The organism is Chitinophaga parva, from assembly GCF_003071345.1.
GTDB lineage: Bacteria > Bacteroidota > Bacteroidia > Chitinophagales > Chitinophagaceae > Chitinophaga > Chitinophaga parva.
In genome coordinates, this window is record NZ_QCYK01000001.1 from 1,897,220 (window position 1) to 1,913,112 (window position 15,893).

At 50.8% G+C, this 15,893-nt stretch carries 10 protein-coding genes, 1 tRNA gene and 1 pseudogene; 7 read left to right on the forward strand and 5 right to left on the reverse strand.

The genetic code is table 11. From position 1 onward, the window contains the following. The first annotated feature begins 228 nt into the window (after positions 1-228). The gene (locus DCC81_RS07980; protein WP_240612929.1) at positions 229-1,749 is read left to right on the forward strand and encodes a sigma-54 interaction domain-containing protein; all 1,521 of its coding nucleotides are present in this window, start codon (positions 229-231) and stop codon (positions 1,747-1,749) included. Here the strand turns inward: DCC81_RS07980 and DCC81_RS07985 are convergent, their stop codons facing one another. Both DCC81_RS07985 and DCC81_RS07990 read right to left on the reverse strand, forming a co-directional pair. Then, on the reverse strand, positions 1,750-3,126 hold the full coding sequence (locus DCC81_RS07985; protein ID WP_317047835.1) for a sigma-54-dependent transcriptional regulator: 1,377 nt from the start codon (positions 3,124-3,126) through the stop codon (positions 1,750-1,752). It abuts the gene before it with no gap. Position 3,127: 1 nt separating this feature from the next. Next, positions 3,128-5,404: a tetratricopeptide repeat-containing sensor histidine kinase gene (locus DCC81_RS07990; RefSeq protein ID WP_108686019.1), complete on the reverse strand. Its 2,277-nt coding sequence runs from the start codon at positions 5,402-5,404 to the stop codon at positions 3,128-3,130. Between the two features lie 367 nt (positions 5,405-5,771). Between DCC81_RS07990 and DCC81_RS07995 the strand changes: the two genes are divergently transcribed. Both DCC81_RS07995 and DCC81_RS08000 read left to right on the forward strand, forming a co-directional pair. Then, positions 5,772-6,137, forward strand: a complete 366-nt coding sequence (locus DCC81_RS07995; protein WP_108686020.1) for a methionine-R-sulfoxide reductase — start codon at positions 5,772-5,774, stop codon at positions 6,135-6,137. A gap of 258 nt (positions 6,138-6,395) precedes the next feature. Continuing rightward, positions 6,396-7,409, forward strand: a complete 1,014-nt coding sequence (locus tag DCC81_RS08000; RefSeq protein WP_165806482.1) for a lipid A deacylase LpxR family protein — start codon at positions 6,396-6,398, stop codon at positions 7,407-7,409. 195 nt (positions 7,410-7,604) lie between these two features. Here DCC81_RS08000 and DCC81_RS08005 read toward each other — a convergent pair whose 3' ends face one another. Beyond that, positions 7,605-8,531: an EamA family transporter gene (locus tag DCC81_RS08005; protein ID WP_108686022.1), complete on the reverse strand. Its 927-nt coding sequence runs from the start codon at positions 8,529-8,531 to the stop codon at positions 7,605-7,607. A 3-nt stretch (positions 8,532-8,534) separates the two neighbouring features. Next, positions 8,535-8,966: a DoxX family protein gene (locus tag DCC81_RS08010; protein ID WP_108686023.1), complete on the reverse strand. Its 432-nt coding sequence runs from the start codon at positions 8,964-8,966 to the stop codon at positions 8,535-8,537. A 251-nt stretch (positions 8,967-9,217) separates the two neighbouring features. On the opposite strand from DCC81_RS08010, the gene DCC81_RS08015 reads away from it, so the two are divergent. The 3 genes from DCC81_RS08015 (at position 9,218) to DCC81_RS08025 (ending at position 11,174) form a co-directional block, all read left to right on the forward strand. Continuing rightward, positions 9,218-10,366 carry a putative sensor domain DACNV-containing protein gene (locus DCC81_RS08015; protein WP_205686271.1) on the forward strand — a complete coding sequence of 383 codons (1,149 nt, stop codon included), beginning with the start codon at positions 9,218-9,220 and terminating at the stop codon, positions 10,364-10,366. A 132-nt stretch (positions 10,367-10,498) separates the two neighbouring features. Further along, positions 10,499-10,981 (forward strand): GNAT family N-acetyltransferase, encoded by a 483-nt coding sequence (locus DCC81_RS08020; RefSeq protein ID WP_108686024.1) that lies wholly within the window; start codon positions 10,499-10,501, stop codon positions 10,979-10,981. Between the two features lie 119 nt (positions 10,982-11,100). Further along, positions 11,101-11,174, forward strand: a tRNA-Asp gene (locus tag DCC81_RS08025). 784 nt (positions 11,175-11,958) lie between these two features. Here the strand turns inward: DCC81_RS08025 and DCC81_RS26035 are convergent. Continuing rightward, positions 11,959-12,054: pseudogene (locus DCC81_RS26035) on the reverse strand (hypothetical protein); the annotation flags it as partial. On the opposite strand from DCC81_RS26035, the gene DCC81_RS08035 reads away from it, so the two are divergent. Further along, positions 12,047-15,889 (forward strand): RHS repeat-associated core domain-containing protein, encoded by a 3,843-nt coding sequence (locus DCC81_RS08035; RefSeq protein ID WP_205686272.1) that lies wholly within the window; start codon positions 12,047-12,049, stop codon positions 15,887-15,889. The pseudogene DCC81_RS26035 and the gene DCC81_RS08035 sit on opposite strands and share 8 nt — an antisense overlap. The last annotated feature ends 4 nt before the right edge of the window (positions 15,890-15,893 follow it).

Here is a 15,893-nt window from a genome sequence, read left to right on the forward strand (position 1 = left end):
CGGGGCACACTTGTATTTACCCGTTTATTTGTGGTAAGGCGGCCGGTGAATTGCCGAGTGGGCCATTTAAAACAAGTAATTGAAAACCATATTTCCAGCGTAATATTTCATTTATAAAACTTACGAAATACCGTAAATTTATGCCGGATTGGGCCGCCTTGTCAAAACTATACCAAACTTGCGCCCGCATTCCGTCCATACCAGCAGCACCTCCTAAATTTGTAAGGCATGAAAAACAAGGACACCCTATCAACGACCGACAGCATGCGCGCGCATTGGGAACAAAAGGAAAAAGAGCAGTCCCTGCAACTGGCCTTTTGCGGGGCCCTGGCAGTGGTGCGCCATCGCAAAGAGCTGGTAACTGTCCTGCAGAAGCGGCTTCCGGCGCATGATGCCATGGTGCTCACCGTTTACAACGAAGCCGCTGGTACGTACCACAACCTGCTGGAGAATGAAATGTCTGTTGCCGCTGCTCCCTGGTATGTACAGCTTTACAAAGAAGCTGCTGTCAGTCGTGTTACACCGTCCTCATTGGAAATGCCGGTGCCGGCTGCTTTCCTGCATTACCCTAATATTGCCGCTTTACCATTACCGGGTATGGGTATTTTTTTCCTGCTGCGCAAAGGGGCTCAACCCCTGGAAATGCCCGAGCAGCGACTATTACAGGCTATTGCGCCGCAGCTTAGCATCACCGTGACCAACATCCTGGCCATCGCGGAAATTGCCCGTTATAAACAACAGGTCCTGGAAGAAACGCTGTACCTGCAGGAGGAACGCAACCTGGGCCACCAGTTCACGGAGCTGGTAGGCAACAGCATGGCCATGCAGCGCGTGTTCCACATGGTATCGCAGGTAGGGCCTACAGATACGGGCGTGCTGCTCCTGGGCGAAACCGGTACGGGCAAAGAGTTGATCGCACGTGCTATCCACCGGGCATCTCCCCGGGGCGACCGGCTCATGATCAAGGTGAACTGTGCTGCCCTGCCTGCGGCGCTGATAGAAAGTGAATTGTTTGGTCATGAAAAGGGCGCCTTTACCGGTGCGTTGGAAAAACGCATTGGCAAGTTTGAGATGGCCAATAACAGCACATTATTCCTCGATGAGATCGGGGAGCTGCCACTGGAGCTGCAAGTAAAGCTGCTACGGGCATTGCAGGAGAAGGAGATTGAACGCATTGGCGGTAAAGGCACCATGAAAGTGAATGTGCGCATCATTGCCGCCACCAATCGTAATCTGCTGCGCGAAGTAGAAGCAGGGCGTTTCCGCAGCGACCTGTATTACCGCCTTAATATTTTCCCCATCACCTTACCACCCCTGCGCGACAGGCGGGAAGATATCCCCGACCTGGCCATGCATTTTGTGCGGCGCGTGGCCCGCAGTGCAGGCAAGCCCATTCTGCACATGGCGCCCAAAGCGATGGAGGAGTTGCAGGCCTATCACTGGCCCGGCAATGTGCGGGAGCTCGAACATACCATAGAACGCAGTGTGCTGCTGGCTTCCGGCGATACGGTGAAAAAGCTGTTCCTGCCCAGGGGCCCACAGCGTACGGTGGTGGTTACAGAAGAACTGGTGGTAAAGCCCCTGCACGTAATGGAAAAGGAATACATTCTGCAAGTGGTGAAGCAGTGTAACGGCCGTATATCCGGCCCCAAAGGCGCCGCCGTGAAACTGCGCCTGCCGGCTACTACGTTGATCTCCCGCATGCAAAAACTCGGTATTCGTAAAGAACATTTTGTAACCACTGCCTGATCAGGCGTAGCCTTGTTTTATACCCAGTTTCTTCATTTTTGAATACAGCGTAGTGGCCGGAATGTGCAATGCCTCCGCGGCGCCGCCCGGCCCAAACACTTTGCCATGGCAGGTTTTCAGTGCGTGCAGGATGTGCTGGCGCTCTACTTCTTCGAGCGTTTGCAGGCGGCCTGCCGCGGGAGTGCCGGCAGTGTGCAGCTCCGGCAGTTCTACCTGCGTAAGCATAGTGCCTTCCGTCATCAGTACTTGTCTTTCTATTACATGCTCCAGTTCCCGCACATTGCCGGGCCAGTTGTATTGCCGTAGCTGTTGTAGTACCGGCTCCGTAATGGTGTTCACTTTTTTGCGGGCCTGGTGGGCGTACCGGCGCAGGAAATGCATAGCCAGTGCTGCAATGTCTTCCCGGCGTTCCCGCAAAGGGGGTAGCGGCAGGGGAAATACATTCAGGCGGTAATACAGGTCCAGCCTGAATTTGCCATTGGCCACCTCTTTCTCCAGGTCGCGGTTAGTGGCGGCTATAATGCGTACCTGGATCTGTATGGGCGATTCGCTTCCCAGCCTTTCAATTTCTTTTTCCTGGAGCACCCGCAGGATCTTGGCTTGCGCTTCCAATGAAAGTTCGCCGATCTCGTCCAGGAAAATAGTGCCGTTGTCCGCCTGCTCAAACTTGCCGACACGGCGTTGCTGCGCGCCGGTGAATGCGCCTTTCTCATAGCCGAACAGCTCACTTTCAATCAGCGCAGCGGGCAACGCGGCGCAATTCACCGTAACCATGGGCTTTTGATGGTGGGCGGATAACTGGTGGATGGCCTGCGCCACTTTCTCTTTGCCGGTGCCGCTTTCGCCGGTAATGAGCACGGAGGTTGCTGTAGGCGCTACCAGCGCTATTTTTTCCATTACCCTGGCCAGCGCCGGGCTTTCACCAATAAGGCCCAGCATGGATCGTATGTCTTCCACGGGTGCCGGCGTGGTTGCTGCCGGAGCCAGGTTACTGGCTTCCACTTTCACGCGGTAACGGGCTATGTCCAGCATCACCAGCAGGTCGCGCTCCCGGAATGGTTTTATCAGGAAGCCGTAAGGGGTGGTTATCTTCACGGCTTCCAGGGTTACGGCGTCTGTGTTGGCAGAGATATAAAGAAAAGGAATGCCTGCTTCATTGAGCTCCTGCGCCAGCACGGTGCCGGCCAGCGGGCCTTTGAGGATAATATCCAGCAGCACCCAGTCTGGTCTTTCCAGTGCCAGCAGGGTGCGGGCCTGCGCCACGGAAGAAGCCACGCCCAGCACCCGGTAACCCGCTTTTTGCAGGATAATGCGCAGGTCATTAGCCACGATAAATTCATCTTCTACAATCAGTATTTTTTCTGGTATTACTGGCATGTCACGCGCGTGTTTGTGTATCCTCAACTGTTTGTATCTCTTCGCGTTTGCTAAAAGTGATATGGATGGAAAGCCCGTCCCTGGCCACTATGGTAAGGGCGCCATCCACCTGCTCTGCCAGTCCCCGCATGAGAGACATACCCAGTGACTGGCTTTCATACACATTAAAATTGGCCGGCAGGCCTACTCCATTATCTGTAATGCTTAGCTGGAAACGCCCATCGTGCAAGGGTTGCAGGCTTATGTTGATCAGTCCCCTGCGTTTGTCCGGGAATGCATATTTGATCGCGTTGCTGATGGCTTCATTCAGGATAAGGCCCAGGGGCACGGCCTGCGCTACATCCAGTTGCAATGGTGCAGTGTCTATGACAAACCGGATCTGCTGGCCGGTATCAAACGATGCCTGCATGTACCCTGCCAGCTCGCAGATGTACCATTGCATGTCTATACTAGCCAGGTTGTCCGACTGGTACAGCTTCTGGTGGATGAGGGACATGGCATACATGCGGTGCTGGCTGTTGCGGATGGCGCTCAGTGCATCTTCATTATTGAGATAGGCAGATTGGGAATTGAGCAGGCTGATAACGATCTGCAGGTTGTTCTTCACACGGTGATGGATCTCGCGCAGCAGCCACTCTTTATCTGTGAGCAGTTTTTTCAGCAGCTCGTTCTGTGCATTGATCTCATTTTGCTTTTGCTGCAATTGCAGGTGACTGCGTTGCTTGGTGCGGTAGCGGTTATAGATCAATGCCAGTAAGGCCAGCAACATGCAAATGCCCGCCAGCACTACGTTTCGGATCACCTGCTCCTGGCGCAGCGAGGTGGTTTGCAACTGGTTCTGTTTAGAGAGCAATTGTATGTCCTTGTCTTTCCGCTCCAGGTCAAACTGCGCGCGCATGGTGGCTATCAGGCGGCTTTGCGCGGTATTGGTACGGGCATCATAGCCTGCTTTATAGCGCTGGTAATGCCTGATGGCGCTGGCCAGGTGGCCCATAGCAGAATCGGCGCGGAAGTAGAGCTCTTCCGCCAGCGATACCTGCGGGCTGTTGCCAAATTTGCTGTAGTAGCCGATGTACTCATCCAGCATGCGATAGGTATCCGGGTAGTGGCCGGTGGCCTGCATGTACCGGACCATGGGCAGCAGTATGCCTACCTGTTCATCTTTTTGGGTAGCTACTTCGTGATAGTACTTTACCAGCATTTCATAATAGGGCTGGGCTGCTTTCACTTCCCGGTTAGCGACAAATACATTCACACAGGTCATGGCCACGCTCAATTTGCCGCTGAATACGCCTTTCGGCATCAGGTCCCGCACGGTGGCTTTCATCAGGGCGGATGCCGCGGCAGTATTGCCCAGCGTGTTGTAGATGCTGGCAATGTTACAATTGAGGATGGCGGCAGAAGCGGTATCCTGTTGCCGGATGGCTCCCTGCGCTGCTTTTTTCAGGTACACCAAAGACTGGTCAAAATCGCGCATGGCACTGTACAGGATGGCCATGCGGTTGTATACTTCCACCAGCTGCTGGGTTTCGTCATGCTGGTCTTCCACACTGTTCACGGCCAGTTGTGCATAACGCAGGGCCATCGGATAATCGCCGGCTTCGCGGTAGTTTTCTTCTATCAAAATATAAATGCCCGCTACATCCTTGGAATGGATGGAGCGGGCCAGGGTAAGCGCGCGGTCCAGCAATATGGCGGCGGTATCGTGGCGGGCTTTGAACTGGTAGATCTCTGCGATGGTCTTCAGCATACCCGCTTCATCGGCGATGCTGCCGGTTTCGTGGAAAATAGCCTCCGCCTTCTGCATGCAGGCCAGTTTTTTATCAAAGTTCTCCCCGTCATTGCCGTACCAGAATCCCCGGTCCATGTAGATGTATCCTTCCAGCTTGCGGAAATGTCCCTGTTGCGCCAGGCGTAGCGCGTCATCCATTTTCGCGGCGGCAGCATCATTCTGGCCACGTTCCCGCAGGATGCGCGCCTGGAGGAATACGGCTTCCGCCACCCCTTCAGGGAAGTGCAGGTATTGCGCCAGCGCCAGGCCCTGGCCCTGCAGCAGGGCTGCGCTGTCCAGGTCGTGCGGCAATTCCCCCATTTTACGGAGGTAATAGTCGCCCAGGTGGATGTACTGCATGGCCCGGTTCGTGTCTGCCTGGCCATGTGCCAGTTGTTGCTGTAGTACAACCGGGTCGTACCGCTCCTGGGCCCTGCCTGTTACAAGGCTCAGGCATAGGAGCAATGCACTGCCCCAGCGTAAGATGTAGTGGTGTGTTGTAGACATGTGCCTTTCCTTTCCTATAACAGTGCCAGGTGTGAAACGGGCTGTCTGTCAATGTGTTACTGAATTAAGGCGCCAAAGGTAATTACGAAATCCCGTAAAATAACGAAATGGCCGGAGCGGAGGAGGGCGGGAATTAGTGGCTGTTCAATTCTGTGCTTCAAAGATCTGCCACTTCGCGGAATGCACCAGGGGGCAATGGCGGCGATAAAGAAGGTGGTTGGGGCCATTTACGGGCCGTGTCATCCTGGCGGTGGAGCATGTATTTTACTGACGGGAACAACGTGTTTCCGGGCGCCGTGGCTGTCCTTCTGGCGGGCATTTTAGTGGTATGGTTTTTATGTATATTCAGGGAAGGAAAAATCTCACTATGTCATACAACAAACTCACCAACGAAGAAGCCAGGGTGATCCTGCACAAAGGCACGGAACGCGCTTTTACCGGCGAGTATACCGACAATAAAGCCAGCGGTACGTACGTGTGCCGCCAGTGCAATGCACCCCTCTATCATTCCAAAGACAAATTCGAATCCCATTGCGGATGGCCCAGTTTCGACGACGAGATCCCGGGTGCCGTAAAAAGACTGCCGGATGCAGACGGCCGCCGTACAGAAATTGTGTGCGCCAACTGTGGAGGTCACCTGGGCCACGTGTTCACCGGTGAGCGGTTTACTGCTAAGAATACCCGTCATTGCGTGAACTCCATTTCCATGCGTTTCGTTCCCGATAACGCATAAACGACCAGCAAAAGTAGGTCAACATAAAAGTAAGCGGATGGTCCACGGGGCCATTCGCTTTTTTATGCCCGGCACTTTGGGAACCGCCATGGGCGCGCCTGGGTTACATTCTTAACTTGGGCTGCGTGGAAACTTGTATTACTTTTGACAGCATAAACTGTCGCATGAGCAAGCACTCCTTTTTCACGGCCCACTTTCCAGGGCCCCGTGTTCCGCGGGCTTATGCACCGAATGGCAAATGACTCAAAAAGACCGGACGTGAAAAAAAAATTATTCTTTTTGCTCTTATATTTCCTGGCAGCCGTGCCCCGGTTGCAGGGGCAGGATCTGAACAAGATGCTGCGGCTTTACGATGACAACGATGGGCTCAATATCCGTTTCCTGCCCACAGACCAGGCCTATACCAACGGTTTCCGCCTGGACCTGTTCTACACGAAAGACCATCCCGATCACTTTTTCCTGGACCGGTGGGCGCCCAAGGCAGGCAAAGAAAGCGTGCAAACCTACGGCTGGTCTGCCACGCAATTGATGTTTACCCCGGACAGTCTTACCGATTACGATTACCGCCCCGATGACTACGCGTATTCCGCCGCCCTGTATGCCACCCACTCCGTGTATGCATTCAATCCTGTAAAACATTACGCTATTTTCTCAGAGCTGATCCTCGGTGTGCGCGGCCCCGCAGCCGGGGGAGAGGCTTCCCAGCGGTTCATCCATCGCCTGTTCCGTTTTGAGCGCCCGCACGGATGGTCGCACCAGCTGGAAAACAAATTCCTGGTAAACCTGAATATGCGGTTTGAAAAACAGCTGGCGCAATGGGGCCCGCACGTGGAGCTGAGCGGTGGCACGCAGGCCAGTGCAGGTACCATGTTCAGTGGCCTGTCTTTATACCCATTACTAAGGATTGGCAAAATGCATAATTATTACAAGGGATACATTCAGCAGTTCAGTGATGTACGGCCAGCTAAAAGCCGCCGCCCGCGGGTGTTACAGGCCTACATTGTTTTCCGGCCGGAAGTGCAGTGGGTGATCAACAATAGCCTGCTGGACGGGCAACTGAAAGCGCAGGATCCTGAAGATGAATACAAGACCTTAACCGTGAACCGGCCCCGGGCCGGCATTCAAAAGCTGGTGTATGGGCTTAATTATGGCGGCGTGATCAGCCTGGGTGCCTTCGGTTTGTCTTACATGCAGAATACTTCCACGGCGTTACTGAAGCATGGCTATAGCCACGAGTATGGCAATATTTCCATTTATTATTCCTTCCGTTAGCATATTTGCAACAGTATGCGGCGGACGTTCCAGTCCTTACGGAATATGCAGGAGGAAGGATGCTGCGGACCTTATCGGGCCCCTGTTCTTACCGGTCACCTGTAGTGGATCTTTCCCTGGCAGCCATCAATTGCTGTTACTAAAGTACCTGTTCTTACCGGTCACCTGTAGTGGATCTTTCCCTGGTTTATATGTTCAGATGAAACCCAATTTGGGCGCAGGTTTCAGCGCGCGGTATTTTTGCAGGTTGAGCAGCAATACACTGGTGAGGATGACCAGCAGCCCGCCCATCTGTAACAGGGATATAGGCTCGTGCCCGAAGAAAAGCCCCAGTAGCACCGCGATCACAGGATTTACATAAGCGTAAGTGCTTACCTGCGTGGCAGGCCTTACCTGCAGCAGCCAAACGTAAGCGCTGAAAGCAGCGATGGATCCAAACACGATCAGGTAGATCAAGGCAGACCAGGCGGCCACGGGTATTTGCGCCCAGTGCAGTTGTTGTACGTCGCCGTGCAGCCATGCACAAGGTACAAAGAGCACGGCCGCGGCCAGCATTTGCCAGGCCGTATTCACCGGTGCAGCACCACCGGTAAGTTTATATTTTGAATACAGTGACCCGGCAGACCATGCAATTGTGCTAACCAGGAGCAGGAGCATGGGAAGTATTTGTACCTGCTTTACATCATGGAGCAACTGCTCTCCAAACAGTAAGGCCACGCCGGCAAATCCGGTGAGCAAACCCAGGATGGTGGCCCTGTTGCGCAGGTTTTGTTGCCACTTTGCGCGATCCAGCAGTACAAACCAGAGTGGGGAGGAAGAGACCAGGATGGCCACTACGCCACTGGGTAGGCTTTGTTCTGCCCACATGACCAGTCCCAGTGCCACAAACAACATCAGGCTACCGCTTACCGCGGCGTGCTTCACGTGTTGCCATTGCCAGATGCGCTCTCCTTTTATGGCGCACCATCCCAGCAGGAGCGATCCCGCTGCCAGGAAGCGCAATGCACCCAGCAGTAAGGGAGGAAAGCCCTGTATACCCATTTGAATGAAGAAATAAGTGGAGCCCCAGACCAGGTACACCGTGGCAAAGGCGAGTACTACCCATAATTTATTAGCCTGCATATACTATATTTTTTGAGCTAGTTTTTCATCCACACTCCAGCGGTAAGCCGGCATGGCGGCCAGCAGCAGGGCGGACGTACAATCCACCAGCACGGAGTAATTCATGGGCTGTTGCGTACCAAAGGAAATACTCATGCTGACAAAGAAAATGAAAGTAAGGGTGGAGCCAGCAAGTGCCGCCCAGCGGGTCTTGTAGCCAATGATCAGTAACAGGGCGATGATCACTTCTATCATAGTGGCCGCCAGCGCCAGGAAGGGAACGATGGATGCCGGCGCATAGGAATTTACCTGGCCGGTATATTGTACAAAGCCCTGCCATGCGGTGTGCATTGGGCTGCCGTCCCAGAAACCCAGGCGGCCCGCCACAGCGGAAAGGAAATTGGCCGCGGTAGCGATGCGGAGCAGGAAGATAGCAAGCGGTTGATAGCGTGTCATGGAGATTGTGTTGTACCGCAAAGATGGAAAATTGTTGGACTAGTAAGGTAGTCCACAATTTTTTATTGATGTAGTCCAGTAGTTAAGCCCTGATCTAATGTAATCCTATGAAAAACAAGTTGTTATCATCACGGACAGACTTGTTCACTTATTCCCCGAAAAGACGTTAAATTTGTATATGAAGACTTTACAGACCGGCACCGTTTCCGGAGCGACAGGATTTAGCAACAACAATTGAAACGAATGGAATTATGGAGATTATGTATGCACCCACTTATCAGGCAGCCAGGCAGGTAGCCGAACAGATAGAAGCACATTTTTTAAAACACCGGCGTTTGGCGCAGGATGCCAGGGAAGATTGCGTGGCCACCGTGCCTAATTCCTGCACCATAGAGAAGATCGTGGACACGGCCTTCTGGGCCAGTTTGAGCAGGGAAGAGGGGAATGCCACCCGTATTTCCCTGGCCTTTATGCGCCCGGTGCAGACCAGTAACCCGCTGATCTTTGAACATCCCTTACCCTTCAATGCCAAGATGCTGGCCAAGCTGGCGCCCGGTGTGGAGCGGGCCGGCATCCATGTGGGTGTATGGGAGCAGGACGGGGAACTGGTGGTGTGGGGCACAACTACCGCGGTGCCCAATCTTTGCTTTGTGGTGGATGTTTCAGAGCCTGGATTGCTGGTGATCAAACATCGCCGTATTACCGGGTTGGGAAAGTTCACCAACGTAGCGGTGCTTAAAGGCGACCAGGTAAAAGTGATTGATGAAGACAGTGGCCTGCAGCCCGATACGCCAGCTATACTAACGGCGTTGCTGGGTATAGATGCATCGCCGCTGTGGAATAATACGGTGAATGTGCTTATCCAGATGGCGGTGTCCATGCGTGCACATAAGCACGGGGGCGCGCTGCTGGTGGTGCCTTCGCAAAGCAGGCGCTGGAAGGATAGCATTATCCATCCCCTGCAATACCAGGTGGCGCCTGCATTTGGTGGTATTGCAGAACTGATCCGCAAGGACAATACGCTGGTGAGCGAATTGTTCTGGCAGAATGCCATCCGCCGGGAAGTGGAAAACCTGAGCGGGCTTACGGCAGTGGATGGTGCTACGCTGATCAATGAAAATATGGAGCTGCTGGCGTTTGGCGCCAAGATCACGCGCTCTCCTTATTCTACGATCGTGGAAAAGGTAATGTTCTCCGAACCCGTGGTAGATGGGCATTCCGTGGAGGTGCTGGCATCAGCGCTGGGAGGTACCCGTCATTTTTCCGCTGCGCAGTTTGTGCATGACCAGCATGATGCACTGGCGCTGGTGGCATCGCAGGATGGGTATTTTACGGTGTTTTCCTGGTCGCCCAGGCTGGAGATGGTGCAGGCGCACCGGATAGATACGCTGTTACTTTGATGCAAGCCACCCACCATATAAAGCCGCTGCGTTCTCCGGGGAGCAGCGGTTTTTTCTTGTCGTGAAAAAATAAGTTTTCAATTTATGTAGTTAACTACATATATTTGTAATGCCTTTTTAAAGCTTGGAAAAATGATAGTAAGTGCATTACATGATGCGGACAGTGCACAGGTGATCAACCTGATCCTGCCGATACAGCAATTAGAATTTGGTGTGCCCATTTCACTGGAGGGGCAGCCGGACCTGGTCAATATTGATGGCTTCTATTACCGCGATGGTGGCGGTTTTTGGGGTGTAGAGACAGATGGGCGCCTGGTGGGCACTATTGCGTTGAAGGTGTCTGAAGGGCCTATTGCCACGATCCGGAAAATGTTTGTGGCGAAGGAATACCGGGGGAAGGAGCTGGGTATTGCTACGGTGTTATTGGAAGTATTGCTGGCGCGCTGCAGGGAATTGGGGATCAGGGATGTGTACCTTGGGACGGTGGAATTATTGAAGGCGGCCCATCGTTTTTATGAGCGTAACGGGTTTGAGCGGATTGCGGTGGAAGCGTTGCCAGAGAGCTTTCCGCGCATGGTGCCGGACAATGTATTTTATCATTTGAAATTGCTGTAACACTTACTGGTGGCTGGTTTTGAAGTTTTTTTGAAATTATTGAGGCGAAAATTTGCGCGTGTGGAATTTTTGTTACTATATTTGCACCCCCGATAAGCGCTAACGCATTTAAAGGGAATGGATCGGTAGTTCAGTCGGTTAGAATGCCGCCCTGTCACGGCGGAGGTCGCGGGTTCGAGTCCCGTCCGGTCCGCTAAAAGGGACAAATCATCACTAGCATGATTTGTCCCTTTTTCGTTTTGCGCTAGAAACCGCGCTGATAGCGCGATTTCTAGGAATACGGAATTAATTTTTGGAGTTCGAAATGCCCCAATTTTCTGATCATAGACAATTCCTTCCGGAAAAACGACTTTTTGCAGTTGCTCTTTCATTTTGATTCCTCCGGAAGTCCATACTGTAGCGAGTTTTGAGCAAAGCTTTATTGCTTCTTCAAGCATAAAATCAAGGTTCGAAATGGAATTTTGACATTGCGATAGCTGTTTGGCAATATTGGCCTTCTCGGCGGTTAGTCGCTGGTGAAATTTCTCGAAGGCCTCCTTGCTCATACTCTCCTGTATAAAGAACTTTTCCTCTATCTTGTCAATCTTCCCCTGGACTTCTGAAAGCTGCGCAGTTAATAGCTTTACGTTCTGTTGATCTTCCCGGCTTTCGTCCGAGAACCTGGCAAATAGTTTTTCCAGAATAGCGGGCATGAACTCCGGCGCTACCTTTAGCCGATCCAGCTCCCGCTTGAATGCATCATGAAGCTGAAGAGCACTCTTGTTGCATTTGCAACCTATGGTTCTACATTTATAATAGTAAAGTTTCTTGGCCTTTACAATGTATCCGGTAAATGGTTCGTTGCAAGCGGCGCATCTAACAAATACCTTCAATGGGAGATTATCATTTTCGCGCAGGTGGGGTACGCCTAACCCCGTATTTTCCCTGCGAAGATTATTGATCTTAATAAATAAGTCCGGGCTAATTAGCCTTGGGTGATTTCCTTCCACAACTTTTCCTTCCAGTAAGGCATGATTGATAATGCCGCAATAAAAGGGACGGCTAAAGATTTTCGTTAATTGTTGTTTGTACATCTTCAATCCCAGCGCCCGCAGCTTGAGGATGATTTCCTCAAACCGGGTATTACAAACACAGGCACCGGGGGCGTCATGGACCGGTGCAGGCCGTGGTGTACAGAATGCGGCACTTGTGAATACTGCATCAGACAGCGTTCGTCGCTGGGACATCAATGATGATCAGCTAGTGTTACCTGCTAGTACTACCACCTACGCAGCAGGCACCCTTTTTAGACAGCTAACGACGGACGAACAGGGGCAACAACAAATCATCTATAAGGATAAACAAGGTAATGTTGTTTTGAAAAAAATACAACTAGCGACTGGAGTGACACTAACTACCGGCCATAGCGGATGGTTATGTACCTATTATATTTACGACTATCTTAACCGGTTAAGGGTGGTGATTCCGCCGCTGGCGGTTGAGCAGATCCACTCAAACTGGACGCTTACGGCAGATATCGCAAAAGAGCTTTGTTATCAATACCAATATGATGGAAAGGAACGGATGATCGCCAAAAAAGTACCTGGTGCAGGTACCGTACAAATGATATATGATAATTTAGACAGGTTGGTATTCTCTCAGGATGCCAACCAGGCGGCGAAAGCGCCCACCCGAGAGTGGCTGGTCACGTTCTATGATAACCTCAACAGGCCGGACATGACGGCTCTTTATCCTTCCAATGCTACCAGGGATTCCTTGCAGAGCCAAATGAATGGAGTAGAGACTACTAAGATCATAAGTTACACACTTCCTGGTGTGGCAGATTTGGTGGTGTCAACCCGTAATACCGGCGTACAAAGCTACCTGGCTTCCCAATCTATTACTTTCCAGGATGAGTTTACTACTGAAGACGGCGCAGAGATTCTTGCCTATATTGATCCAACTACAGGCGGTACCACAGAAAGAGTATTGGCTACCAACCCGTTGCCAAATATAAGCGGATACCTGCCGTTGACTTTCACATATTACGATAGTTACGCTGTACCCGGTGCCAAAACTTACACGGGTAGTTATGCAAGCTTTACTGATGCGGGAAACAATACAAATGCAGTAACTCAATCACAACAACGCCTGCCCATGGGACAAATGACTGTGCAGAAGGCAAGGGTGCTAAATAGCAACCAATGGCTTGTTACCACGCATTTTTACGATGATAAGGGGCTGGAAATCCAGAAGCAGGCCGATAACATCGGAAGTGGAGAAGACAATGTTACCAGCTTGTACAATTTTAGTGGCAAAGTTTTAAGCACTTATTTAGATCACTCCAACGCCCATGCGCCTACTGTGCCGTCTGTAAAGTTACTGACCATGATGAGCTACGATACACATGGCAGGCTAACCAGTTTGCGCCAGCGTCTAAATAACAACAGTGCATTGGACCGGGTGGTTTCTCAAAATGAGTATGATGCCTTGGGGCGTCCTGCACAGAAATTATTAGGAGTTGCGAATGGTGGCCAGCAGGAGAGCCTTGCATACACTTATAATATAAGAGGTTGGCTTACTTCTATTAACAAAGACTATGTAACTACGGATGGCAATACGTCAAATTGGTTTGGGCAATTAATTGGTTTTGACAACGGGTTTGCCACTCCCCAATATAATGGGAACATTTCAGGTGTGGAGTGGAAGTCACGTGGAGATGGCATACCCAGGAAATATGACTACGGATACGACCAATCTGGGCGCGTTGTTAATGCGGCATTCTCTCAACAGAATACACCAGGAGATTCATTTAAGAAAGATAAGGTTGACTTTTCAATGAGTAATGTGCTATATGACGCCAATGGGAATATTGGGCATATGCAACAGGCTGGGATAAGTGGAAACAGCATTATCCAGGTGGACAGACTGGCTTATTCTTATAAACCCAATAGTAACAAATTGCTTTCAGTGACCGACAGTACCGGCAGCCAGGATACTGGGTTAGGAGATTTTACGGACAGGCATGCCGGGGATGACTACCAGTACGACAGCTGCGGGAACATGGTGCAGGATCTGAACAAATCGATCAAATCTATCCGGTACAATTATATGAACATGCCGGATAGCATTGTAGTAGAAGGAAAGGGTATTATCCAGTTTGTATATGATGCCAACGGACAGAAGTTGCGCAAAATTGTAAAGGATAGCTCTCAGACGCCAATGTTGCAGACCAGGCTTGATTACATGCCGGGTATTATTTACCGAAACGATAGCCTGCAAACGGTTGCTCATGGTGAGGGACAAATTAGAGCCACTTATAGCGCAGGAAAGCCGCTTCAATACAGCTATGATTACTTTGTCAAAGATTACCTTGGCAGCATACGGATGGTGCTTACTGAAAAGCGTGATACGGCTCAATATGCTGCCACGATGGAAAGTGCCAATGCCGCTACGGAAGATGCATTGTTTAGTAATATTGAAAATACTAGGACGGCACTGCCTGCAGGGTACCCAGTAGACAATACGACTAACCCTAATCAATACGTGGCAAAGTTGAACGGTGTAAATGGACAGAAGATAGGACCATCCCTTGTGTTAAGGGTGATGGCAGGGGATACAGTACAAGCAGGCGTACATGCATTTTATAAGTCAACAGGCGGTACCGGCGGTACGGCTGGCGTTGGACAAATGCTTTCCTCGTTGGCGTTAGCCTTCCTGAGCGGCAACGTAAGCGATGGCGGGCATGCTGGTACGGGTTCCAATTCGCCTATCTCCGTGGCATTTGACAGTAGTTTGTATAATCAATTAACGCATAGTGACCCCAATTATGCTTTGAAGCCTAAAGCATATTTGAATTTTGTAATGTTCGATGATAGATTTAATTTACAGGATAACAGCGGTGTAAAGCAGTTGCAGGCCAATCCTGATAACTTACAAGTGCTTGCTTCTGACCAACTGATTGTGAAAAGTACAGGATTTTTGTATGTATACACCAGTAATGAAAGCGGGCAAGATGTTTATTTTGATAACTTAGTAGTGAAGCATAATAGCGGACCTCTGACGGAGGAGAACCATTATTATCCATTTGGGTTGACAATGACAGGGATCAGTTCTCGTGCGTTGAATAAACGGGAGAATAACTTTCTTTACAACGGGAAAGAATTACAGTATCATGAGTTTATTAGTAAAACCGGCCTTGATTGGTATGATTATGGCGCAAGATTCTACGATCCTGCTATTGGTCGATGGACAAGCATAGACCCAAAAGCAGAACAGGACCACAGATGGTCGCCTTATAACTATGGAAGTGATAATGCGGTCACAAAGGTTGATCCCGATGGAATGTCATCTTTTGACATTATCTCTGGCACAAAGTCGAATGATGCCAGCGATAATAACCTTTCTGAAGGATCAAAAATTTCAGGACTATCTTTTATTGACAACAGTGGATTGTCCCCGGGAAATGGTTCCTATCAAAGGGATGATATATTTAGGGATTTAAAACCTCTGTTCGGATTGTCAACAGATGAGGGAGGCAAAAAATCTGGACGAGATACTGAAAAGAATCAGCAAACGTTGCAGAATATGAAGGACAATCCTCCTGATGAAAAGTACGGGTATAAGGCACCCAAAAGCGGAGCTAGGAAAGTACGCACATCAAGAGGTATGGGATGGATTGACAAAAAGGGGGACGTGTGGGTTCCTGACGACCATAAAGGTACTCATGCTCCACATTGGGATGTTCAAAAGAATGGAGGGAAGGATTATGATACTGTTTACCCTCAAGCGTCTACTGTAGTTAAAACCGCTACGGTTGTGACAGTCGTTGTAGTAGGCGTATGGGAGGTTATCAAATGGGGCGGTGCAGTTTTGGCCGCACCTGAAACCGGAGGTCTGTCTCTTGCTGGTGCGCTTGCAGCGCCTTAATATA